General features: G+C 73.6%; 19 protein-coding genes. 9 read left to right on the top strand and 10 right to left on the bottom strand.

Annotated features, from left to right (window positions below):
• Positions 1-60 precede the first annotated feature (60 nt).
• Together B4915_RS08855 and B4915_RS08850 are read right to left on the bottom strand one after the other, a co-directional pair.
• Positions 61-486 carry a MaoC/PaaZ C-terminal domain-containing protein gene (locus B4915_RS08855; RefSeq protein ID WP_105805434.1) on the bottom strand — a complete coding sequence of 142 codons (426 nt, stop codon included), beginning with the start codon at positions 484-486 and terminating at the stop codon, positions 61-63.
• A 4-nt stretch (positions 487-490) separates the two neighbouring features.
• Entirely contained in the window at positions 491-949 is a 459-nt protein-coding gene (locus tag B4915_RS08850) for an FAS1-like dehydratase domain-containing protein (protein ID WP_105805796.1), read from the bottom strand.
• A gap of 130 nt (positions 950-1079) precedes the next feature.
• On the opposite strand from B4915_RS08850, the gene B4915_RS08845 reads away from it, so the two are divergent.
• The gene (locus B4915_RS08845) at positions 1080-2846 is read left to right on the top strand and encodes an acetyl/propionyl/methylcrotonyl-CoA carboxylase subunit alpha (protein WP_105805433.1); all 1767 of its coding nucleotides are present in this window, start codon (positions 1080-1082) and stop codon (positions 2844-2846) included.
• Between the two features lie 9 nt (positions 2847-2855).
• Here the strand turns inward: B4915_RS08845 and B4915_RS08840 are convergent, their stop codons facing one another.
• The gene (locus tag B4915_RS08840; RefSeq protein ID WP_105805795.1) at positions 2856-3554 is read right to left on the bottom strand and encodes a TrmH family RNA methyltransferase; all 699 of its coding nucleotides are present in this window, start codon (positions 3552-3554) and stop codon (positions 2856-2858) included.
• Positions 3555-3673: 119 nt separating this feature from the next.
• Between B4915_RS08840 and aspS the strand changes: the two genes are divergently transcribed.
• The 5 genes from aspS to B4915_RS08815 all read left to right on the top strand — a co-directional run bounded on the left by aspS (position 3674) and on the right by B4915_RS08815 (position 9307).
• Positions 3674-5017: an aspartate--tRNA(Asn) ligase gene (gene aspS, locus B4915_RS08835; RefSeq protein WP_245907414.1), complete on the top strand. Its 1344-nt coding sequence runs from the start codon at positions 3674-3676 to the stop codon at positions 5015-5017.
• Positions 5018-5222: 205 nt separating this feature from the next.
• Positions 5223-5918 carry a SipW-dependent-type signal peptide-containing protein gene (locus B4915_RS08830; protein ID WP_105805432.1) on the top strand — a complete coding sequence of 232 codons (696 nt, stop codon included), beginning with the start codon at positions 5223-5225 and terminating at the stop codon, positions 5916-5918.
• 19 nt (positions 5919-5937) lie between these two features.
• Positions 5938-6582 (top strand): S24/S26 family peptidase, encoded by a 645-nt coding sequence (locus B4915_RS08825; RefSeq protein ID WP_105805431.1) that lies wholly within the window; start codon positions 5938-5940, stop codon positions 6580-6582.
• A complete protein-coding gene (locus tag B4915_RS08820) occupies positions 6579-7379 on the top strand; it encodes a hypothetical protein (RefSeq protein ID WP_105805430.1) in 801 nt (266 codons plus the stop codon). The genes B4915_RS08825 and B4915_RS08820 overlap by 4 nt, the downstream gene beginning before the upstream one ends.
• Positions 7380-7429: 50 nt before the next feature.
• Entirely contained in the window at positions 7430-9307 is a 1878-nt protein-coding gene (locus B4915_RS08815; RefSeq protein ID WP_146120056.1) for a choice-of-anchor G family protein, read from the top strand.
• A gap of 83 nt (positions 9308-9390) precedes the next feature.
• Here the strand turns inward: B4915_RS08815 and B4915_RS08810 are convergent, their stop codons facing one another.
• Both B4915_RS08810 and B4915_RS08805 read right to left on the bottom strand, forming a co-directional pair.
• On the bottom strand, positions 9391-10092 hold the full coding sequence (locus B4915_RS08810) for a class I SAM-dependent methyltransferase (protein ID WP_105805428.1): 702 nt from the start codon (positions 10090-10092) through the stop codon (positions 9391-9393).
• On the bottom strand, positions 10085-11149 hold the full coding sequence (locus B4915_RS08805) for an NAD(P)/FAD-dependent oxidoreductase (protein WP_105805427.1): 1065 nt from the start codon (positions 11147-11149) through the stop codon (positions 10085-10087). Before B4915_RS08805 ends, B4915_RS08810 begins: the two co-directional genes overlap by 8 nt.
• A 70-nt stretch (positions 11150-11219) precedes the next feature.
• On the opposite strand from B4915_RS08805, the gene B4915_RS08800 reads away from it, so the two are divergent.
• On the top strand, positions 11220-11825 hold the full coding sequence (locus B4915_RS08800) for a helix-turn-helix domain-containing protein (protein WP_105805426.1): 606 nt from the start codon (positions 11220-11222) through the stop codon (positions 11823-11825).
• Positions 11826-11853: 28 nt separating this feature from the next.
• Here B4915_RS08800 and B4915_RS08795 read toward each other — a convergent pair whose 3' ends face one another.
• From B4915_RS08795 to B4915_RS08775, 5 genes are all read right to left on the bottom strand, one after another.
• Complete coding sequence (locus tag B4915_RS08795) at positions 11854-13185, bottom strand: alkylhydroperoxidase domain protein (protein ID WP_181158513.1); 1332 nt, start codon at positions 13183-13185, stop codon at positions 11854-11856.
• A 64-nt stretch (positions 13186-13249) separates the two neighbouring features.
• The gene (locus tag B4915_RS08790; protein ID WP_105805425.1) at positions 13250-15022 is read right to left on the bottom strand and encodes a dipeptide ABC transporter ATP-binding protein; all 1773 of its coding nucleotides are present in this window, start codon (positions 15020-15022) and stop codon (positions 13250-13252) included.
• Positions 15019-15933, bottom strand: a complete 915-nt coding sequence (locus B4915_RS08785; RefSeq protein ID WP_105805424.1) for an ABC transporter permease — start codon at positions 15931-15933, stop codon at positions 15019-15021. Before B4915_RS08785 ends, B4915_RS08790 begins: the two co-directional genes overlap by 4 nt.
• Entirely contained in the window at positions 15930-16916 is a 987-nt protein-coding gene (locus B4915_RS08780; RefSeq protein WP_105805423.1) for an ABC transporter permease, read from the bottom strand. Before B4915_RS08780 ends, B4915_RS08785 begins: the two co-directional genes overlap by 4 nt.
• On the bottom strand, positions 16913-18547 hold the full coding sequence (locus tag B4915_RS08775; protein WP_105805422.1) for a TIGR04028 family ABC transporter substrate-binding protein: 1635 nt from the start codon (positions 18545-18547) through the stop codon (positions 16913-16915). The genes B4915_RS08780 and B4915_RS08775 overlap by 4 nt, the downstream gene beginning before the upstream one ends.
• Positions 18548-18794: 247 nt before the next feature.
• Here B4915_RS08775 and B4915_RS08770 point away from each other — a divergent pair, with 247 nt between their 5' ends.
• Positions 18795-20909, top strand: coding sequence for an FAD/NAD(P)-binding protein (locus B4915_RS08770; protein ID WP_245907413.1), 2115 nt, complete (start codon positions 18795-18797; stop codon positions 20907-20909).
• Positions 20888-21583, top strand: coding sequence for an SDR family oxidoreductase (locus B4915_RS08765; protein ID WP_105805420.1), 696 nt, complete (start codon positions 20888-20890; stop codon positions 21581-21583). Before B4915_RS08770 ends, B4915_RS08765 begins: the two co-directional genes overlap by 22 nt.
• The last annotated feature ends 30 nt before the right edge of the window (positions 21584-21613 follow it).

The raw sequence follows: 21613 nt of genomic DNA, 5'->3' as shown, positions 1-21613 counted from the left end.
TCGTCAGCTCGGAGAGCCGCGTGCCGTCGCCAACGGGCTCGGGAACGATGTCGGGGAGGATCACCGGAACGCCGCCACCAGCTGCGCCTTGCCGAGCACGGTCGCGCCGTCGAAGACGACCTTCAGGTCGAGGCGCGCGGTGCGGCGCTCCTCGTCGAGCGCGCCCACCGTGACGGTCACCGTCACCGTGGCGCCCGCCGCCGCGTCGACGGGAACGGGTCGCGTGAAGCGCGATTGGAAGTCGAGCACCCGTGCCGCGGCGCCGAGCCAGTCGGTCGCGACCGAGCCGGCCGCGCCCATGGTCAGCATGCCGTGGGCGAGCACCCCCGGCAGGCCGACCTCGGCGGCCACGTCGTCCCGGTAGTGGATCGGGTTGAAGTCGCCGGAGGCTCCGGCGTAGCGCACGAGGCGGTCGCGGGTGAGGTGGAGCTCGCGCTCGGCGACGAGCTGGCCCGGTGCGAGTTCTGCGAAGACGGGGATGCTCATGGGTTCAGGCCTCTCCTGCCTCGTGCTCGGCCGCGCGCACCACGAGCGTGGAGACCGCGGTGACGACGTGCTCGCCGCCCGCGTCGACGATCTCGCTCGAAGCGGTCACCATCGAGTGCCCGCCGAGCTGCTTCACCGCCGCGATCGTGAGGGTGGCGGTCAGCTCGTCGCCGGCGACGATGGGGCGCGTGTAGGTGAAGCGCTGATCGCCGTGCACCACGCGCGAGAAATCGACGCCCGCCTCGGGGTCCGCGAGCAGCTGCGCCAGCGTCGCCTCCTGCACCACCACCGCGAAGGTCGGCGGAGCGACGACGTCGGCGAAGCCCGCCTCCCTGGCGGCGGCCGGATCGAGGTGCAGCGGCGAGGCGCTGAGCACGGCGCGAGCGAACTCGCGCACCTTCTCGCGGCCGACGAGGTACGGGGCGGTCGGCGGATACACGCGACCCTGGATCTCTGGATTCACCACCGGGCCAGTCTACCGTTCGTGCATCCTGCCGGCCCGGCGCGCGCTCATGCGCATCGGCAATGAATCGGGGGAAGGTTTGTGGCTCATATCCAAGGCTCGGCCCCGCGGCTCCAATAGGCTGTCATCCATGTCGCGCATTCGTAAAGTGCTCATCGCCAACCGCGGCGAGATCGCCGTCCGCATCATCCGCGCCGCCGCAGACAGCGGCATCGCCTCCGTCGCCGTCTACGCCGACCAGGACCGTGACGCCATGCACGCGCAGCTCGCCGACGAGGCCTACGCGCTGAACGGCACCACCAGCGCCGAGACCTACCTCGTCATCGACAAGATCCTCGCGGTCGCGCGCCGCTCCGGCGCCGACGCGGTGCACCCCGGCTACGGCTTCCTCGCCGAGAACGCCGAGTTCGCGCGCGCCGTGATCGCCGCGGGCCTCACCTGGATCGGCCCCGGCCCCGAGGCAATCGAGCGCCTCGGCGACAAGGTGTCGGCCCGGCACGTCGCCGAGAAGGTGGGCGCCCCGCTCGCGGCCGGCACGAGCGACCCGGTGCAGAACGCCGAGGAGGTGCTCGCCTTCGCCGACGAGGTCGGGCTGCCGATCGCCATCAAGGCCGCCTTCGGCGGCGGCGGCCGGGGCCTCAAGGTCGCCTACGAGCGCGAGGAGGTCGCCGAGCTCTTCGAATCGGCGACCCGCGAGGCGGTGGCCGCCTTCGGCCGCGGCGAGTGCTTCGTCGAGAAGTACCTGGAGAAGCCCCGCCACGTCGAGACCCAGTGCCTCGCCGACCAGCACGGCAACGTCGTCGTCGTCTCCACCCGCGACTGCTCGCTGCAGCGCCGCCACCAGAAGCTCGTGGAGGAGGCCCCCGCGCCCTTCCTCAGCGCGGAGCAGAACGAGAAGCTCACCGCCGCGTCGAAGGCCATCCTGAAGGAGGTCGGCTACGTCGGTGCGGGCACCTGCGAGTTCCTCGTCGCGAAGGACGGCACCGTGTCGTTCCTGGAGGTCAACACGCGCCTGCAGGTGGAGCACCCCGTCTCGGAGGAGGTCACCGGCATCGACCTCGTGCGCGAGCAGTTCCGCATCGCCGAGGGCGGCGTCATCGACTACGCCGACCCGGTGCCGCACGGCCACTCCTTCGAGTTCCGCCTCAACGGCGAGGACCCCGGAAACGGCTTCCTCCCCGCCCCCGGGCCCGTCACCCTCTTCAAGCCGGCGGCCGGTCCCGGCGTGCGGGTCGACACGGGCGTCGCCACCGGCGACGTGGTCTCGGGCGCCTTCGACTCCATGCTCGGGAAGCTCATCGTCACCGGCGCCACCCGCGAGGAGGCGCTCGAGCGCTCCCGCCGCGCGCTCGACGAGTTCGAGATCCACGGGCTGCCCACCGTGCTGCCCTTCCACCGCAAGATCGTGCGCGATCCCGCCTTCACGGCGCCCGACGGCCGCTTCGGCGTCTACACGCTCTGGATCGAGAGCGAGTTCGAGAACGACATCGACCCCTGGGAGGGCGAGCTGTCCGCGATCGCGCAGGATCCGAAGCGCCGCACCGTCGTCGTCGAGGTCGAGGGCCGCAGGGTCGAGGTCACCATGCCGGCCACCCTGCTGCCGCTCGTCGACCAGGACGTCACGCGCGGCCCCGCGCCCAAGCGCGCAAAGGGCGCCGGCGTGGCGACGGCCACCGGCGACGCGGTCGCCGCGCCCATGCAGGCCACGGTCGTGAAGCTCGCCGTCGAGGAGGGCCAGCGGGTCGCGAAGGGCGACCTCGTGGTGGTGCTCGAGGCCATGAAAATGGAGCAGTCGATCTACGCGCACCGCGACGGGGTCGTGACCGCGATCGACGCACCCCTCGGCCAGACGGTCCCCAACGGGCACCTGCTGCTCAGCGTCGTCGACGGCGAGTAGGGGCGGCGCTCAGCGCGGGGCGGCCCCGGGGCGCAGCGGCGAGTGCTGCTGCACCCAGCTGTACATGGCGACGGCGGCAGCCGCGCTCGCGTTGATCGACCGGGTGGAGCCGTACTGGGTGATCTCCACGACCGCCTCGGCGGAGGCGATCGCCTCGGCCGTCAGTCCCGGCCCCTCCTGGCCGAAGAGCATCACGCAGCGCTCCGGCCAGGCGAAGGTCTCCATCGGCACGCAGCCCGGCACATTGTCGATCGCGACGATCGGGATCCCCTCGTCCTTCGCCCACGCCACCAGGGCCGCGATGCTCTCGCGGTGCTCGACGTGCTGGTAGCGATCGGTCACCATGGCGCCGCGCTTGTTCCAGCGCCGCCGGCCGACGATGTGCACGGTGTCGGCGGCGAAGGCGTTCGCACTGCGCACGATCGAGCCGATGTTCATGTCGTGCTGCCAGTTCTCGATGGCGACGTGAAAGGGGTGCCGGTGCCGGTCGAGATCGGCGACGATCGCCTCCATGCGCCAGTAGCGATAGCGGTCGACGACGTTGCGGGAGTCGCCGTGCTCGAGGAGCTCCGGATCGTAGTGATCCTCGCTCGGCCAGGCCTCCCGGCCGCCCGGCCACGGTCCCGCCCCGGCCGTGCTGCGCTCCGGGTGCACGGCCTCGGCGCTCGGCCGGGCTGCGGGGTGCTCTGCCGCAGTGACGTCGGGCATGGTCTGCTGCTCGGGATCCGGGACCTCACTCACCCGCCCATTCTTCCACTCGCCCGAGGCCACGTGCCGCGCCCGCCGGGCCGCGTGGCGCCGCCACGGGGTGCCGGTAGGATGGGCGGGTGACTGAGCGTGTGTTGATCAAGGACCTGGCCGCCCGCGAAGACGGCCCCGTGCGTGTTTCCGGCTGGGTCGAGAAGGTGCGCGACCAGCGTTACGTGCAGTTCGTCGTGCTGCGCGACGAGAGCGGGGCGGTGCAGCTCGTCAACGGCGGCGTGCTGCGCGAACCGGACCCCGAGAACCCGCGATCCGACATCCTCGTGCCCCGTACCCGCACCATCAGCGAACTCACGCACGGCACCTTCGTCACCGTCACCGGCGAGCTGCAGCACAACGAGCGCGTGAAGCTCGGTGGCGTCGAGATCCAGATCGAGGAGATCGAGGTCGTGACCCGCGCGCTGCCCGACAACCCGATCGCGGCCGACAGCGGCATCGACGTGCGTCTCGACTGGCGCTTCCTCGATCTGCGCCGCCCCGAGCAGAACCTCGTCTTCCGCGTGCAGACCACCTTCCTGCACGCCCTGCGCCAGGTGTGGGTGGAGCGCGGCTTCATCGAGATCCAGACCCCCAAGCTCATGGCGTCGGCCTCGGAGTCCCGCGCCGAGCTGTTCGAGGTCGAGTACTTCGACGGCAAGGCGTTCCTCGCGCAGAGCCCCCAGTTCTTCAAGCAGATGGCCCAGGCCGCGGGCTTCGGCGGCATCTTCGAGGTCGGGCCCGCCTTCCGCGCCGACCCCTCCTTCACCTCGCGTCACGCCACCGAGTTCACCTCGATCGACACCGAGCTGAGCTGGATCGACTCGCACGAGGACGTCATGGAGCTGCACGAGGAGCTCATCGTCGCCGGGCTCAGCGCCGTGAAGGAGCGGCACGGCGAGGAGCTGCAGAAGCTCTTCGGCATCGAGCTCGAGGTCCCCTCCCGGCCGTTCCCGCGGATCCCGCTCGCCGAGGCGAAGGAGATCGTGAAGGAGCGCGGCTACGAGGTGCCCCGCGCCGACGCCGACATGGACCCGGAGGGCGAGCGCCGGATCGCCGCCTACGTCAAGGAGCAGTACGGGCACGACTTCGTCTTCCTCACGGATTACGCGTGGTCGATCCGGCCGTTCTACCACATGCGGCACGCCGACGATCCCTCGCTGACCAACAGCTACGACCTGATCTACCGCGGCACCGAGATCTCGACCGGCGCGCAGCGCGAGCACCGCATCGAGGTGCTCGAGGCGCAGGCCGTGGAGAAGGGCATGGATCCGGCGGAGCTGTCGTTCTACCTGGACTTCTTCCGCTACGGCGTGCCTCCGCACGGCGGCTTCGGCATGGGACTGAACCGTGTGCTCATGCTCATGCTGCAGCAGTCCTCGATCCGCGAGGTCACGTACCTCTTCCGGGGCCCCAACCGCCTCCTCCCCTGACTCCGGCTCCCCGCTGCCGGCAACTGCGGGCGCGCGGAATGGGGCGGGGATTGCCCGGCGCGTCCGAGGGTGTTAGCCTCGCGGGAACGGAGAAACTGGGAAGCTCGACTTGCTTTTCGCTCCGGTGCGTTCGGGGGGACGCGCGGGGGCGCTCGGGCCCCGGCCACCCGGAACCTCTCGACGCAAGACGCAGAGAGGATCCGCAATGCACACCACACGTTCGTCGTCGCGCAGAAACCGCAAGATCGCCGCCGTCGCAGCCGGCGCACTCGCCGTCGGCCTCGGAGCCGCCTACACGCTCGCCTCCTGGACCGACTCGGAGTGGGTGTGGGGCGGAGCCGCCGGCGACGAGCCGGGCATCGGCACGGGCACCTTCGAGGTCGAGCAATTCACCGAGGGCAGCTGGCGCGACGACGAGACGAACCCCGGCGGCGCGCTCGACTTCACGACCGCCGCACTCGCGCTCGCCCCCGGTGACACCGTCTACGCACCCGTCTCGCTGCGCACGAAGACGGGGTCGCTCGGCGGCGAGGTCACCCTGAGCGGCGCGGTCGCGGCACAGGGCATCACCGTCTCCGACGCCGGCCAGGCCCTCTGGAACGCCGTCGAGCTGACCGTGCACACCTCGGCCGAGACGAGCGCGCCGGCCTGCGCCGCCGGCACATTCGACGCCGCCGACTGGACGGCAGTGGACGGCATCGACTCGGCATCGCTGGGCACCGGTGCGAGCGCCGCGCAGGCTCTGGCGGCCGCCACCGATGCGGCACCGGGAGCACCGCAGCACTACTGCTTCGTCATCTCGCTGCCCGCGGACGCCCAGTCCGTCGCGGAGGCCGCAGGGGTCGACCTCATGGGACGCACGATCGCACCCGCCTGGGAGTTCGCGGCCGTCTCCGGCTGACCCGCCACCGGGATGCGCCATGTTCCGCAGGATCTTCGGCACGGTCGTGACCTCGATCGTGGTCGCGGCGGCTCTCGCGCTGGCCGGCTGGTTCGCCTACTCGGCCACGACCGGGGCGGCGCTCGTCGTGCTCCGCACCGGCTCGATGAGCCCGACCATGCCCCAGGGCACGGTCGCGGTCACGCTGCCGGTGCGGGCGGCTGAGGTGCGCGCGGGCGACGTGCTCACGGTGCAGCGAGCCGGTGCGCCCCTGCCCGTCACCCACCGGGTGATCGAGGTGCGGGACGTCGCGGCCCGGGTGCCGAACGGACCGGAACTGCGCGCCGCCCTGCCGGGAGAAGCCCCGCCGGATCCCGGCGATCCCGCCGCGCGCGAGCTCGTGATGCAGGGCGACGACAACGACACCCCGGACCGGTTGCCCTACGTGGTGACGGAGGCGCGGCGCACCGTCGTCGCGCTCCCCCACCTCGGCACGGCGCTCATGCTGCTACAGACCCCGATCGGCGCTGGACTGCTGATCCTCGGCGTCGGGGCGCTGGTCACGTGGGCCTTCTGGCCGGCGCGCCCCGAAGCCGACGCCGACGCGTGCGCGGACGACGGAGCACGCCCGCCGGGAACCGGCCGGGCCGAGAACACCCCACGGCACGCGGAGCCGGTCCCGTGAGCGCGCGCCGGCGCGCCCCCGCCGCCGCGCGCCTGCTGCTCGGCGCGGGCCTCGCGCTCGCCGTGCTCGGCCTCGGTCTCGCGGGTGCGCGGGCGGCTGCGGTGTTCGAGGAGCTCTCGGAGACCGGCGAGCCGGGCCTGCTGCGGCTCGGCGCGCACGTCGCCACCCCGCTGCATGCGACCCTGCGGCCCGGCGACACCATGATCTGGGTGATCGAGGCGTCGATGTGGGACGCCGAGCGCGGGGCGCTCGCGGCGAGCCTCAACGGCTCAGGACCGCTGATCCGGGAGGGCGGGCTGCGGGCCCGGCTCGACAGCTGCGCGGGCAGCTTCGCGCTGCCCGCCGACGCCGACCCCCAGCCGCGGCGGGACTTCGACGCGGACGCGATCCCCTGCTCGGGCGAGCGGGCCGTCGTGCTCCCGCAGACCCCGTTCGAGGAGCTGCTGGGCGGCGGGGAACCCCTTCAGCTCGGAGAGCTGCGGAGCGACGAGCCGCGTCAGCTGCTCCTGGCGGTGACACTGCCGGCCGAGGCCGACGCCGAGGCCGTCTCCCGGCTCACGGCGCGGCTCGGCCTCGGGGTGCACGCCTCCGGTGATGAGGGCGGCGGGCCGGGAGCGGAGCCCGGACCCGGGAAGGGCCCCGGCCCCGAGAGCGCCGGGCGTCTGCCGGTCACGGGCGCGGACCTGCTGGCCCTCGGGCTGCTCGGCGCCGGACTCGTCGGCGTCGGCGCGGGCGCGGCGCTGCGGCGCGGGCGGCGCACGGGTCGCGGCGTCGGGACGGGACAGGGGCGATCGTGAGAGGGCGGCGCGAGGGCGCTCGGCCGGGGCCTCGGGGCGGAGCGGGAGGGGTGACGGGCAGGAGCCGAGCTCGGGTGCTCACCCGCCGCGGCACCGTGACCGCCGCCGGGGCCGTGCTCGCGGTCGCGCTCGTGGCGCAGGACGGGATGACGAGCGACGCGCAGTGGACGGATTCCGAGTGGACGCACGCGGCCCTCGGCACGGCCGATTGCAGCGATCCCGAGGGCCGTTTCGTGACCAGCGGTGAGGGCCGCGTGCTCAGCGGCTCGCTGCTCGGCCCCGATCTCGATGAGACGGCGCGCGTGTCGGGGGTGCGCGTCACCCACGACGGCACCGCCGCAATCCCCGACCCGCCGACCGCCGCACCCGCCAACACGGTCGTCGACGCCTACGCTGACCCCCTCGACGTCACCGCGATCAACGCCGTCAACCTCGGTCTCACGGGCCTCCTGCAGATCCCGCTCGGCACCTCGACGGGTCTGCTGGGACAGTACGCACGCGCTGCGGACGGCGGCGACGCCGTCGGCGCGAGCGGGTACGTGACCGGTTCGGGCGGCATCAATCTGGACGGTGAGGAGGGCGGCTACCCGGATATCGCCACGCTCCGGCTCTCCGATCTGCTCGACTCGCTCGGGACCGATCTCTCCTCCGTGACCCAGGACGTGAGCGACGTCTCCCTCGACGTCGGGGCGGTCGCGGGCCGGGCGGCGCTCGCCGAGGGCTGCGAAGCGCTGTGGGATGGCGAGCCGGCGGCAGCGGTGCAGCGCGACTACCTCGCGGCAGGCCTCGACGCCGATGTGACCTCACCCACCGTCGGCGGCCTCACCGGTGCCGTCGACGCCTCCGTGCTGAACGTGCAGAACGCGGTGAACGGGATCGCCGGACGCACGGGGCTCCTCTCCGGGGTCACCACCTCGCTCGTCACCGCGGTCACGAACGCGCTCGGCCTGGTGACCGGCCTCGCCGGGCTGCGGGTCGCGCCGAGCGGGACGACGGTCACGCTCGCGGCGATCGATCTGAGGCTGGCCCCGCTCAACGCCTTCCTCGCCCAGCCGATCGAGGACGCCGGAGGCATTCTGAGCATCGACCTGGCGGGCGGCACCGTGTCGATCGACACCGCCGCGCTGCTCGGTGCGGCGACCGGCGAGGCCGGCCGCACCACGCTCAACGGGCTGCCGCCGAACACCGAGCTGCTCTCGGACCCGGCGCTCGTCGAGGCGCTCACGGCGGCGCTCGGCAGTGCGCTCACGGAGTGGATCTCGTCGGTCGACGGCCTGCTCGCCTCCGCCCTCGAGCTCGCCACCATCACGATCGACGTGTCGATCCCCTTCCAGCGGTGCAGCCTGCTGGGCGTGCTCGGCGCCTGCGTCGGCACCTGGCAGAACGCGGGGCAGCTCCGGGCGACCGTGAGCGGGACCCTCGCCCAGCTGACGGGTGGCACGGCCACCGTGGCGGTGGACACGAGCGCCCTGAACCTGGGACTCATCGGCAACCTCCTCACGGGGCTGGTGGGCGCGGTGACGGGCGTGCTCGGCACGGTGCTCGGCCCGCTCGTCGGCGGGATCCTGCAGGGGCCCCTCACCCAGGAGGCGCTGCCGCTGGCGCGGCTTCCGGGTGACGCGCTCACGGCCCTGGGGGGTCCGCTCGGCGCTGCGCTGAGCTCCGTCTTCACGGGGCTGTCGAGCGCGGGGATCGCGTCGATCACGGTCAACGCGCAGAACGTGCCCGCCGAGGGCGGGGCCGGCCCGCCGGAGTGGGCCTCGGATCCGCGTGAGGGACCGCTCGAGGTCGCCGCGCTGCGCATCTCCCTGCTGGAGGCGGCGCCGAATCCGGTCCGCCTGTACCTGGGCCGGGGAGCCGTCGGCCCCCTCTGCACGATCACGGCCGCTGCGGGGGGCGGCTGTCCGGGGGCCACGCCCGAGGTGTAGGAACCACAGCTCGGGGCACCGTGCGGACAGCGCCCTCGGGCCACGGTGCGGGCCGCGATTGCGCGCCAGGGCGCGCCCCGCGCTCACCCGCGGCGGCGGGCGACGAGAACGGTGTCCGTGAGGCTCGCGGGCGTGCCGTCGGGGGCGGTCGCCTCGCGGCTGCGCAGCTCGGCGGCGAGCTCCCAGCGCTCGGGGTCGAGTGCCAGCAGCTCGCGCTCGCTCTGCGGAGAGGGGAAGGGGCCGGGATGATCCGAGGCCCACGCAGGCGGGGCGGCGTGCGAGATCACCACGAGCCGGCCGCGGGGCGCGACGAGCCCCGCGGCGGCGCGCAGGATCCGCTCCCGCGGCAGCTCCACCGGCGACTGCAGGAAGCTGGCGGTGACGAGGTCGAAGGATCCGGCCGCGTCATGCTGCTCGGGGTGCGCGATCCACTCCCCGAGATCGGCGGCGATGAAGCGGGCGGTGAGGCCGCGCTCCGCCGCGGCCGCTCGGGCACGGGCGACCGCGGTCTCCGAGAGGTCGACGCCGCTCGCCCGCCAGCCGCGCTCGGCGAGCCACAGCACGTCCCCGCCCTCGCCGCAGCCGAGGTCGAGCGAGCGGCCCGGCTCCCACGCCTCGGCCACGGCCGCGAGGCTCGCGTTGACCCGCCCAGACCACACGGCGCTCTCCCCGTAGAGCCGCTCCCAGAACCGCGTGGGATCCTCGTGCGGGTCGTGCTCCCCGTGCCCGCGCCCCCGGTGACCCTGAGCCGTGTGGCGCCCGTCGTGCGCCGCCGCGTCACGCATCCCGCACCTCCGCTCCGGCGGGAGAGCGCTGCGCCGCCACGAGGGCCGCAGCGCGCGCGAAGTCCTCCTCCACGAGCGCCGCGTTCACGGCCGCGCCCGCGAAGGTGCCGGCGCCCATCACCATCGGCACCGAGGCGAAGGGGGTGACGACGTTGCCCGCCGCCCAGATGCGCGGGTGGCTCGTGCGGCCCATCGCGTCGACCGCGAGCACGGGCGCACCGCCGGGTGTCTCCGTCCGGCGCAGTCCGAGCTCGTCGAGGAAGCCGTCGCGCGGCACCGTCGCGCTCGCGGTGAAGATCGCATCGACGGCGTACTCCTCCCCGGTGGCGGTGCGCACGGCGGAGACCCGGGATCCGTCGCCCCGCACCTCGGCCACCGGCTCAGCCACGAGCCGGACGCCGCGCGCGAGCAGCAGCGCCTCGGTCTCGGCGTCGAGCGCACCGAGCCCCGCGGTGAAGACCGTGAGCTCGTCGCTCCACTGCCGCAGCAGCTTTGCCTGGTGCAGTCCGAGGGGCGACGTGGTGATCACCGCGAGACGTCCCCCGCGCTCCTCCCAGCCGTGGCAGTAGGGGCAGTGCAGCACACCGCTGCCCCAGTGCTCGGCGAGGCCCGGGATCGCCGGCAGTTCGTCGCGCACGCCCGTGGCGACGATGATGGCGCGTGCCGCGACGGTCTCACCGCCGTCCAGCTCGATGTGGACGGACGGCGGGGATCCCGCGCCGTCGCCCGCGGGGCCCGTCACGCCGTCTCCGTCGCGTACCGTACGCACCGCGGCCTCACGGAAGACCACCCCGTAGCGGGCCGCCTCCTGGCGGCCGCGCGCCGCGAGTTCGCCGGGCGGGGTGCCGTCGTGGCCGAGCACGTTGTGCATCTGCGCTGCGAAGCGGTTGCGGGGACTGCCCGAGTCGATGACGAGCGTGCGCCGGAGGGCTCGGCCGAGGGCCTGCGCGGCGCTGAGGCCCGCGGCGCTGCCGCCGATCACGACGGCGTCCCAGGGGGCCGCCTGATCGGCGGGGTGAGGCGTGGCGGGTGCGGGGGTGCGAGGTGTGTGGTCCATGCCGACCATGCTGCCCGGACACATGCGATACTGGCAATCACATTTGCAGAACCGGCAAGGAGTATCCGCCATGGAAGAACTGCGCAGCCCCGGCCCCCGCCTGCGTGCCGCACGCCAGGAGCGCGGCTGGACGCTCGACGAGCTCGCCGGCCGAGCCGGCATGTCGGTGAGCACCCTCTCCCGGCTCGAATCCGGCAAGCGGCAGGCGAGCCTCGAACTGCTGCTCCCGCTCACCCGGCAGCTCGGGATCCGCGTCGACGATCTGCTCGACTCCCCCGAGCGGGACCCGCGCGTGCGGCGCCGCCCCGTCACCCGCGACGGCATGACGATCGCCCCGCTCACCCGAGAGGCCTCGGAGGTCCGCGCCTACAAGATCACCTACCACCCGGGCGCGCCGGAGCGGGAGCTGCAGGCACACGAGGGCCACGAGTGGCTCTACGTGCTCTCGGGCCGGCTGCAGCTCGACCTCGGGGAGCGCCAGCACCTGCTCGGCCGCGGCGAGGCGGCCGAGTTCGACACCACCACCCCCCACCGCATGCGGGCCGCCGGCACCCGGGCCGCCGAGGTGGTCAGCATCTTCAACACGGTCGGTGAGCGGCTGCACCTCCGCCGCACCGCCGCCGAGGAACCGGAGACGGGGCCGGATGCGGAGCAGGCGGCGGGGCGGAGCGACTAGCCCCGCCCCACCCGCCCCCGACTCGCGCTCAGACCGTCGGCTCGCCGAGGGAGAGCATCAGGCGGTTCGCCCAGTTGAAGAAGGCTCCGGCCTGGATCGCGTCGAGCAGTTCCAGCTCGTCGAAGCCCGCCCCGCGCAGCGCGGCCACCTCGGCGGCACCGAAGGCGGACGGCGTGCGGGTGAGGGCCACGGTCGCATCGATCAGCCCGTCCCAGCGGGTGCCGAAGCGGGCGCCCACGCCCTCGTCGAGCAGCCGCTGCACCTCCGCGCGATCCGCCCCCTGCTCGGTGGCGAAGCGCGAGTGCACCGAGGCGCAGAACACGCAGCCGTTGAAGCGCGAGGCCGCGGCCGCGGCGAGCTCCCGCTCGGCCCGCGGCAGCCCCGCATCGGCGTTGTGGAAGATGTCGAGGTCGGTGAGGGTGCGCTCGCGCAGCGCCTCGGGGTCGCGGGCGAGCACGCGGAAGTAGGGCATGTGCACCCGCTCGCGCTCCACGAGCGCCTCGTAGTGGCGGTCGGTGAAGTCCGCGACGGGGAGCGGTTCGAGCCACGGCTTCCAGCCGAGGGCGTCCTGCGTGAAGCGGGGCGGCTCGGTGACGCGCGGAGGCGGCGGCAGCTGCTCGGTCGCGCCGGAGCCGGAAGCCGCGCCGGAACCGGAAGCGGCGCCGTCCAACCGAGCCCGGGCGGCCCGCGCCACCCCGGCGGCGAGGGCTTCGAGATCGGCGTCCGCCGCCTCGGCTCCGCCGTCGGCGGCGCGCACTGCGCCGAGTCCCTGCACCACGCGGAACTGGAAGCTGAGGAAGGCGATGAGCTGCGAGAGCGTGACCACGCCGGTGCTGCTCCACCCCGCGTCGAGCAGGCGCTGGAGGTGCTCGCGGCTCGCATCGCGCGGGTGCAGCACGAGCAGGTGCGCGTGCTCCAGCGCGGCGGCCAGCCGGTCGCCGAGGGCGTAGGCGGCCTCGACGGTGCTGACCTCGTAGACCGGTCCGGCCGTGCTCTCGGGCGCGTTCTCGGCGCGGAAGGCGCCGTAGGGGCCGGATCCCGCAGCCCGCTCGGCCTCCGCGACGATCAGCGGTTCGAGGCCCGCCCCGCCGCCGGTCTCGCGCAGCAGCGCTCCCGTGAAGGCGACCGCTGCGGGCTGCCCGTGCAGGCGCGCCACGAAGAGCGCGACCGCGGCCCGCTCGGGCAGCGAGACATGGCTCTCGTCGTCCGGCACGAACAGCGCCGCGAAGCTGCCCTGCGCGTGCTCGCGGGCTTCGGGGCGGCGTCTCCGGGCGGCGTCGAGCGGATCGCCCGGCGCGATCGCGGTGAGCGCGTCGATGATGTCGGGGATGTCGGATCGCGATGCGGTCGGTGCGGTCATGGGTTTCCTCTCGGGGCTCGCGAAGCGTCTCAGGGACGGGCGGGACGGGCGGGACGGGAACGGCTCAGATCTGCCAGTGTCCCGAGGCGAGGGAGGCCCCGGGGATGGCGTCGATGAGGCGCTGCGTGTAGGGGTGCTGCGGCTGCGCGAAGACCTGCTCCGTGCGGCCGTGCTCGACCTGCCGGCCGCGCTGCAGCACGGATACGGTGTCGGCGATCTGCCGCACCACGGCCAGGTCGTGCGAGATGAACACGTAGCTGAGGCCGAGCTCCTGCTGCAGCTGCGCGAGCAGCCGCAGGATCTGCGCCTGGACGGTGACGTCGAGCGCCGAGACGGCCTCGTCGAGCACCACGAGCTCGGGTTCGAGGATCAGCGCCCGTGCGATGGCCACGCGCTGCCGCTGGCCGCCCGAGAGCTCGCGCGGCCGGCGATGCGTGAAGTCGCGGGGCAGCGCGACGAGCTCGAGCGCCTGCCCGACGCGCGCCTCGTGCTCCCGCCGCGCGCCGATGCCGAAGTTGCGCAGCGGCTCGGCGAGCGTCTGGCCGACGGAGAGCCGCGGATCGAGCGAGCCGTAGGGGTTCTGGTAGACCATCTGCGTGGTCTTGCGGAACTCGCGCAGCGCGCGGCCGCGGAGCTCCGTCACCTCGATCCCCGGCTGCACGCCGCCGGCAGGGCCCGGTCCCCGGCGTGATCCGGATCCGGATCCCGGCCCCTCACCGCCGGCGGCCTCCGCGGCCGCGAAGACCCGCACGCTGCCGGCGCTCGGCCGCGCGAAGCCGGCGATGGCGCGGCCGGTCGTCGTCTTCCCCGAGCCCGACTCGCCGACGAGCGCGTGGGTCGTGCCCCGCGTCACCGTGAAGGACACGTCGTCGACGGCGACGAAGGCGTCGGCGCCGCGGCCGAAGCGCTGCTGCAGGCCGCGCACCTCCAGCACCTGCTCCGCGGCGGCGGCGCTTCCCTGCCCCGCACCCGTGCCGGGAATCGCCGTCTCCGCGCGAGCCCGCACCGTGATGGGCTCACGGGTCACGAGCCTCCCGAAGGAGGGCGCGTCGGCCATCAGCTGCCGCGTGTAGGCCGACTCCGGCCGGGCGAGCACCCGCGCGCTCGGCCCCGACTCCTGCACCTCGCCGCCGCGCATCACCACGACGGTGTCGGCGCGGTCGGCCGCCACCGCCAGGTCGTGCGTGATGAACAGCACCCCGGTGCCAGTCTCCTCGCGCAGGCGGTCGATGAGATCGAGCACGGTGCGCTGCACGGTGACGTCGAGGGCGCTCGTCGGCTCGTCGGCGATGATGAGTTCCGGGTTGCCCGCGATCGCGGCCGCGATGAGCACCCGCTGCCGCATCCCGCCAGAGAACTCGTGCGGATACTGCTTCGCGCGGCGGATCGGGTCGTCGATGCCGACCTGTTCGAGGAGGGCGTGGACCCGATCCCGCACTTCCTCGCGGCTGGGCCGTCCGTGGATGCGCAGCGACTCGCTGATGCTCTTGCCGATGGGCTGCACCGGGTTGAGCGAGTTGCCCGGATCCTGCGGGATGAGGCCGATGCAGCGCCCCCGCAGATCGCGCCAGCGGCGCTCGGACAGCCCCACCAGCTGCGTCTCGCCCAGGCGCCGCTCGTTCAGCGTGATCTCGCCCCGCACGATCCGCCCGTTCGGGGGCAGCAGCCCGATGACGGACTGGGCGACGGTGCTCTTGCCCGACCCGGACTCGCCCACGACGGCGGTCACCCGCCCGGGCTCGACATCGAAGCCGACACCGCGCACCGCCTCGACGGTGCCGCGGCCGGTGCGGTACTCGACCGCGAGATCGCGGATGCTCAGCAGCGGCGCGCTCATCGCTCCCCTCCCCCGCCGATCGCCCGGCTCAGGCGGTTCGTGGCGATCACGACGATGGCCACGACGAGGCCGGGGAAGGTGGTCAGCCACCAGGCCGTCGCGACGTAGTCGCGGCCCTCGGAGATGAGCAGCCCCCACTCGGGTGTGGGCGGCGGCGCCCCGTAGCCGAGGAAGCCGAGAGTGGAGATCTGCAGGATCGCGGAGCCGAGCTGCAGCGCCGCGAGCGCGATCACCGGGGTCAGCGAGTTGGGCAGCACATGCCGCCACAGCACGCTCGCGAAGGTGCCGCCCGAACCATAGGCGGCCTCCACGAACTCGCTCGCCCGCACGCTCACCACCTGCGAGCGCGAGAGCCGGGCGAACACCGCCACGGAGGTGACGCCCACTGCGATCGCCGCGTTCGCGGTGCCGAAGCCGAGCAGGATCACGATGCTCAGTGAGAGCAGCAGCGTGGGGATCGCGAGGAGCACGTCGACGAGGCGCATGAGCACGCCGTCGACGCGGCCGCCGACCGCGCCGGCGCTCACCCCGATGAGGGAGCCGAAGACGAGGCCGACGAGCACGGCGATGAGCGCCGCGCTGAGCGACTGGGAGGCGCCGTACACCACCCGCGTGTAGAGGTCGCGGCCGGTGGCGTCCGTGCCGAACCAGTGCTCGGCGCTCGGCGCCTGGAGCGCCGCGCCGGCCTGCGCCGTCGGGCTGCCCGAGGCGAAGACGCCCGGTGCCACCGCCCACGCGAGCGCGAACAGCAGGATGATGGCGGGAAGGATGAACGAGGGGCGCAGCAGGGCGCGCCACGAGCCAGGCCCGCGCACGCCGCTCGCGGCCGGTCCGCCTGCGCCCTCCCCGGGGCCGCCGAGGCCGGCGCCGGATCCCGGGGTCGCCTCTGCGGCCGTCGTGATCGCGGTCATCGGGTTCCTCCTGCCGAGGTGGCGGATCGGGTGGGGGTGCGGGTCGCCGTGCCGCTGCGGCGCAGCCGCGCGTCGAGGACCGGGTAGAGCAGATCGACCACGAGGTTGATCGTGACGAAGACGACGGTGGCGATCACGACGACCGCGAGCAGCACGGGGGTGTCGCGCTGCGCGACGGCCTGGGCGGTGAGGCTGCCGATCCCCACCCGCCCGAACACGGCCTCCGTGACGATCGCGCCGCCCACCAGCTCGCCGAAGAGGAGGCCGGCCATGGTCAGTGCCGGCAGCAGCGCGTTCGGGGCGACGTTGCGCCACAGCAGCCATGAGGTGCTGGCGCCGCGGGCGCGCACGACGGCCACGAAGGGCTGCTCGCGCACCTCGTCGATGCTCCGCAGGAACACCTGCGCGAGCGGCGCCGCAATGGGGATCATCAGCGTGATGGCGGGCAGGATCAGGGCCTGCGCCGGACTCGCGCCGATCACCGGCACCAGGCCGAGCTTGAAGGAGAAGACCTGGATGAGCACGATCCCGATCCAGAACACCGGCAGCGAGACGAACAGCGGCGGCAGATTGCGGAACAGGCCGCGCAGCCACCGCCCCGGGCCGAAGCTCGCGGTGAAGGCGATGACCACCGCGAGGAAGACCGCCCCGACGAGCGCGATGCCCGCCAGGGTGAGCGTGGAGGGGAGCGCCTCGGCGATCATGTCGGAGACCTTCGCCCCGCTGTAGACGGAGTAGCCGAAGTCACCGCGCAGGAAGGCCCCGATCGAGTCGAGGTAGCGGGCGATGAACGGCCGGTCGACGCCGTAGGTGGCGCGGATCTCGGCCAGCTGCTCGGGGCTCAGCCCGAGCTCCGGGTTGCCGTAGCGCGCGAGCACGGCGTCGCCGGGCAGGGCCGCGAGCAGCACGTAGGCCGCGGTGTAGGCGAGCGCGAGGACCAGGAAGGCCTGGCCCACGCGGCGCGCCAGCAGGCCGAGCGTCACCGTTCGAGCTGCACTTCGTAGAAGGAGGGGCGGCCGATCGACTCGGTCTCGAAGCCGCTGACCTTCGAGGTGAGGCCGAACACCTGCGGCTCCTCGAAGAGGGGCAGCACGTAGGCCTGCTCCACCAGGCGCTCCTGCGCCGCGGCCGAGGCGGCCTGCCGCTCCTCGGTGGTGGGCACCGAGGCGATGCGGGCGAGCAGCTCGTCGAGTTCCTGGTCGAAGACCTTCCCGGTCGCCGGATCGAGGTTGAGCAGCGCGTTGCGGTTCGTGGAGTACAGCTGCGACTTCAGCACGTCGAAGTCGGCGCGGCCGACCATGGAGTGGTAGACCTGGATCGTGCCGACGTCGAGGCGGGCGGCGTCCTGGGCGGCCTGGTCGCCGGGGAAGAGCTTCACCTCGATGCCGAGGGGGGCCAGCTGCTCCTGGATGAGGGTGACGACCTCCTTCGAGCGCGGCTGCGGCAGCGCCTCGTTGAAGGTGATGGAGAGCCGCTCCCCGTCCTTCTCGCGCACCCCGTCCGAGCCCGGCTTCCACCCGGCCTCGTCGAGCAGCTGCTTCGCGCGGTCGGGGTCGTGGACGTAGGCGTCGGAGGTGTCGACGTAGCCGAGGGCCGTCTTCGCGAGGATGCCCGTGGCCAGCGGGTAGCTGTCGGTGAAGAGCGTGTCGACGATCGCCTGGCGGTCGACTCCCGCGATGATCGCCTGACGCACCCTGATGTCGCTGAGCTGCGGGCTCGTCGGGCGGAAGCTCAGGCTGTTGTTGACGCCGTTCGTGGGCGCGGCCACGAGTTCGAGGCCGTCGGCGGCGAACTGCGGCTCATCGGGCGCGGGGATCGTGCGGGCGATGTCGGCCTGCCCGGCGACCACCGTGCCGACGCGGACGCTGTCCTCGCCCGCGACGACGATGTCGATGCCGTCGATCCGCGCGGGACCCTGGTGCTCGCGAGCGGGCGGGGCCCAGTCGTAGTCCTCGCGGGCGGTGAGCTTCAGCTCGCTGCCGAGTTGCTCGTCGGAGATCACGAAGGGGCCGGAGCCGATGATCTCGGTCGCGTTGCCGGGGCCGAACTCCTCGCTCGTGCGGTCGAGGGTGGCGTTGGAGACGAGACCCGAGTTGATGGTGGAGACGGCCTGCGCGAAGCCGGGCGAGGGCTCGGTGAAGAAGAACTTGACCGTGTGCTCGTCGACGACCTCACCGTGGTCGTAATTGTTGATCGCCTCGGAGACCGAGAGCGCCCGGTCCGGGTCGCCCTTGCCGTAGAGATCGAAGTTCTTGACGACGTTCTCCGCGTCGAGGGGCGTGCCGTCGGAGTAGGTGACGCCCTCGCGCAGCGTGAAGGTGTACTCGGTCGCGTCGGCGTTCACCTCGGGCAGCTCGGTCGCGATCCACGGCTCCAGTTCCAGGGTTTCGGGATCCTGCCAGAGCAGGCGATCCGTGACCTGGTTGAGGACGCCGCCGTTGGGGTAGAAGCCGCCGGCCGGCGGGTAGAGCGTGTTCCAGGTCTGCGGTTCGAGGTAGGTGAGGGTCCCGCCCGCGTCGCCGGATCCCCCGTCGTCCCCGCTCGCGGCGCAGCCCGTCATCGCGATGGCGACGGCGGCGAGTGCTCCGATCCAGGCGATACGGCGCTTGTTCATGTGGGGGGCTCCTCGGGTGTTCGTCACGGCCGGCCGGAAAGCCGCCGTCGGGGCGCGGCCGCCGCGCGGGCGGCCGGTGCGCGAAGAAAGCGCACGATGGCTATTCTTATACGTGTCATAAGCAAATGAGAAACCGGGAGCGTCACAGAGCTTCATGTTCACCCCCATCCGGCCCGCGCGGCCGCCCCGCCGTCACACTCCGTCATCCACGGCCAGCGCTGCGAGCCCGAGGGCCTATAACGGAGGGGTGACCCCCGATCCGAACCGCGCCTCGATCGCCCTCGTCGGCGCTGGGCCGCGCGGCACCTCCATCATCGAGCGGATCGGCGCGCAGCTGTCCTCGGAGGAGGCGGAGGCCGGATTCGAACTCGAGCTCCACGTCATCGATGACGCCCCGTCCGGCGCGGGCCGCATCTGGCGCAGCGATCAGCACCGCGAGCTCTGCATGAACACGCTCGCGCACGCCGTGACCCTCTTCACGGAGCCGGGCAGCACCGTCGCCGGCCCCGTGCGGCCGGGACCCACGCTCTACGAGTGGTGCCTGCTCGTGCGAGGCGAGGGGGAGGCGGGCGAGAGTTCCGCACCCGGGGGCGGCACCGATCCCGAGTTCGCGGCCGCGCTCGCCGCGATCCCGTCCGCGCACGAGCGCGCCTTCGCCTCGTTCCCCGTGCGCGCCGGGCTCGCCGCCGACTACCGGGATGAGCTCGCGCGGATGCGACCCGAATCGCACCCCAGCCGGGCCCTCTACGGCGAGTACCTGAGCTGGTGCTACGACCGCGCCGTCGCGGGCCTGCCCGAGGGCGTGCGCGTCATCCGCCACCGCAGCCGGGCCGTGGGCGTCGAGCGCGCCGAAGGCTCGGCACGCGAATCCGTGCGTCTCGCCAGCGGGGAACGGATCGCGGCGGACGCCGTCGTGCTCGCCACCGGCTGGATGCCGCGCAGCCCGACCCCCGCCGAGCGGGAGCTCGCCCGTGCGATCGCCGGACGGCCCGGGCTGAGCTGGGTACGGCCCGGCAGCCCCGCCGAACAGGATCTCTCGCCCGTGCGGGCGGGTGAGCCCGCGATCGTGCGGGGGCTCGGCATGGGCTTCTTCGACACGATGGCGCTCCTCACCATCGGACGCGGCGGCCGTTTCGTCGAGGATCCCGCGGCGCCCGCCGGGCTCCGCTACGAGGCATCGGGCCGCGAGCCGATCCTGCACGTCACCTCGCGCCGGGGCGTGCCGTTCCGCGCGAAGACGCTCTACGGGTCGCTGCCGCCGAGCCCCGAGCAGCGCTTCGCCCGCGGCGTCGACTGGGCCGCCGTCGCGCGCCCCATCGACTTCAACCGGGTGGTGTGGCCGCGCATCGTCGCCGACGCCTACTTCGACCACGCGGCGACGCTGCGGCGTGCGCGCCCCGGCTCCGTCACCGCCGAGGAGCCCGAGCTGCTGCGCGCGATCCAGGCGGCGGTGGACGCGCTGCTGGCGGATCCCGCAGCAGCCGGCGAGCTCTTCGAGGCGCCCGCCCGCATCGGCGAGGCCGTCGCCCCCTTCGTGCCCGATCCCGCGCTGCGCTTCGATCTGGCCTCCGAGATGCTCCCCGTGCAGCGGGACTTCGCGAGCCCGGACGAGTTCGACGCCTGGGTGCGGCAGCGGGTGCTCGCGGACCTGCGCGAGGCGGAGCTCGGGCACGACAGCGCCGTGAAGGCGGGGCTGTGGTCGATCAGCCAGGCCCGCGGCACGGCGGGGGTGCTCGGCACGCTCGGCGGCTTCGACGCCGAGTCTCGCGAGTCGGGCTACGCGCTGCTGACCGCCATCGGCGGCATGGTGGGGTCCGGCCCGCCCGCCTTCCGCAACCGGCAGCTGCTGGCGCTCGCCGAGCAGGGCCTGGTGCGCTTCATCGGCCCGGACGCGCGGCTCGACGTCGACGAGCGCGGCTTCGCGGCCCGCTCGGAGGCCGTCGCGGGATCGGAGCTCGTCGCCCCCGCGCTCATCGACGCGTGGATGCACTTCCACCGCCTCAGCGAAACCGCGGACCCGCTCGCCGCGAGCCTGCTCGCCGCCGGGCGGGCGCGGCCCTTCGCCGTCGCGGACCGCAGCGGAGCCGGACGGACCACCGGAGCCTTCGACCTCGACGCGGCGAGCGGCAGGCTGATCCGCGCCGACGGCACACCGGATCCGGCGATCCTGATCGCCGGGATCCCCGTCGACGAGGCCGTCCACGGCACCATCATCAGCCCCATGCCGGGCACCGACCCGCCCATGCTGCGCGAGACAGATCGCGTCGCCCGCACCGCGCTGGGCATCGCCGGGGCGGCGCACCGCACCGCCGGCACCGCGCACCGAAGAGAGGACGCCCCGTGTCAGATCCCCGCCCCGTAGCCCTCGTCACCGGCGCCTCAGGCGGCATGGGGCGGGAGATCGCCCGTGAGCTCTCCCGCACGCACCGCATCGTCGCCGTGGGCCGCGACGCCGCCCGCCTCGAGGCGGTCGCCGCAGACACCGGCGCCGAGACCTGGCGGCTCGACGTGAGCGACGCCGAGGGACTCGCCGAGCACGTCGCGGGCCTCGACCGTCTCGACGTGCTCGTGCACGCGGCGGCGATCGCGCGCACGCTCGGCGTCGCGGCAGCCCGGGCGGCCGACTGGGCGGAGCACTTCGCGGTCAACGTGACGGCCCCGGCCGAGCTCACGCGCCTCGCACTGCCCCTGCTGCGTGCGGCACAGGGCACGGTGGTGTTCATCGGCTCGGGCGCGAGCACGCGTCCGGTGCCCGGCAGCGCCGTCTACGCGGCCACCAAGCACGCGCTGCGCGCCGTGGCGGACGTGCTGCGGATCGACGAGGAGCCGCACCGGCTGCGCGTCGCGACCGTCGCGCCCGGCCAGACCGACACGGCGATGCTGCGCGCGATGGTCCCCGCGGAGCAGTACGCCCCGGAGCGGTACATCCGTCCCGAGTCCGTCGCGGCCGCGGTGCGCTTCGTCGTGGACGCCCCCGCCGATGCGCACATCACCGACCTGGCCGTCCGCCCCCGGCAGGAGATCGCGCGGATCTAGGGTCCCGGGTCCGGCGCTTCGGGTCCCGGC

Origin of the sequence: Leucobacter massiliensis, from assembly GCF_002982315.1 — a bacterium.
GTDB classification, from domain to species: domain Bacteria; phylum Actinomycetota; class Actinomycetes; order Actinomycetales; family Microbacteriaceae; genus Leucobacter; species Leucobacter massiliensis.
Note: the sequence above shows the minus strand (reverse complement) of the source record. Positions and strands in the feature narration are given on the sequence as shown.

Excerpts from the sequence above, each read along its gene's own strand:
- B4915_RS08855 (WP_105805434.1), bottom strand. The coding sequence starts at position 486 with ATGAGCATCCCCGTCTTCGCAGAACTCGCACCGGGCCAGCTCGTCGCC.
- B4915_RS08795 (WP_181158513.1), bottom strand. The coding sequence starts at position 13,185 with ATGACCGCACCGACCGCATCGCGATCCGACATCCCCGACATCATCGAC.
- B4915_RS08845 (WP_105805433.1), top strand. The coding sequence starts at position 1,080 with ATGTCGCGCATTCGTAAAGTGCTCATCGCCAACCGCGGCGAGATCGCC.
- B4915_RS08810 (WP_105805428.1), bottom strand. The coding sequence starts at position 10,092 with ATGCGTGACGCGGCGGCGCACGACGGGCGCCACACGGCTCAGGGTCAC.
- B4915_RS08790 (WP_105805425.1), bottom strand. The coding sequence starts at position 15,022 with ATGAGCGCGCCGCTGCTGAGCATCCGCGATCTCGCGGTCGAGTACCGC.
- B4915_RS08830 (WP_105805432.1), top strand. The coding sequence starts at position 5,223 with ATGCACACCACACGTTCGTCGTCGCGCAGAAACCGCAAGATCGCCGCC.
- B4915_RS08840 (WP_105805795.1), bottom strand. The coding sequence starts at position 3,554 with ATGCCCGACGTCACTGCGGCAGAGCACCCCGCAGCCCGGCCGAGCGCC.
- B4915_RS08825 (WP_105805431.1), top strand. The coding sequence starts at position 5,938 with ATGTTCCGCAGGATCTTCGGCACGGTCGTGACCTCGATCGTGGTCGCG.
- B4915_RS08785 (WP_105805424.1), bottom strand. The coding sequence starts at position 15,933 with ATGACCGCGATCACGACGGCCGCAGAGGCGACCCCGGGATCCGGCGCC.
- B4915_RS08775 (WP_105805422.1), bottom strand. The coding sequence starts at position 18,547 with ATGAACAAGCGCCGTATCGCCTGGATCGGAGCACTCGCCGCCGTCGCC.
- B4915_RS08805 (WP_105805427.1), bottom strand. The coding sequence starts at position 11,149 with ATGGACCACACACCTCGCACCCCCGCACCCGCCACGCCTCACCCCGCC.
- B4915_RS08800 (WP_105805426.1), top strand. The coding sequence starts at position 11,220 with ATGGAAGAACTGCGCAGCCCCGGCCCCCGCCTGCGTGCCGCACGCCAG.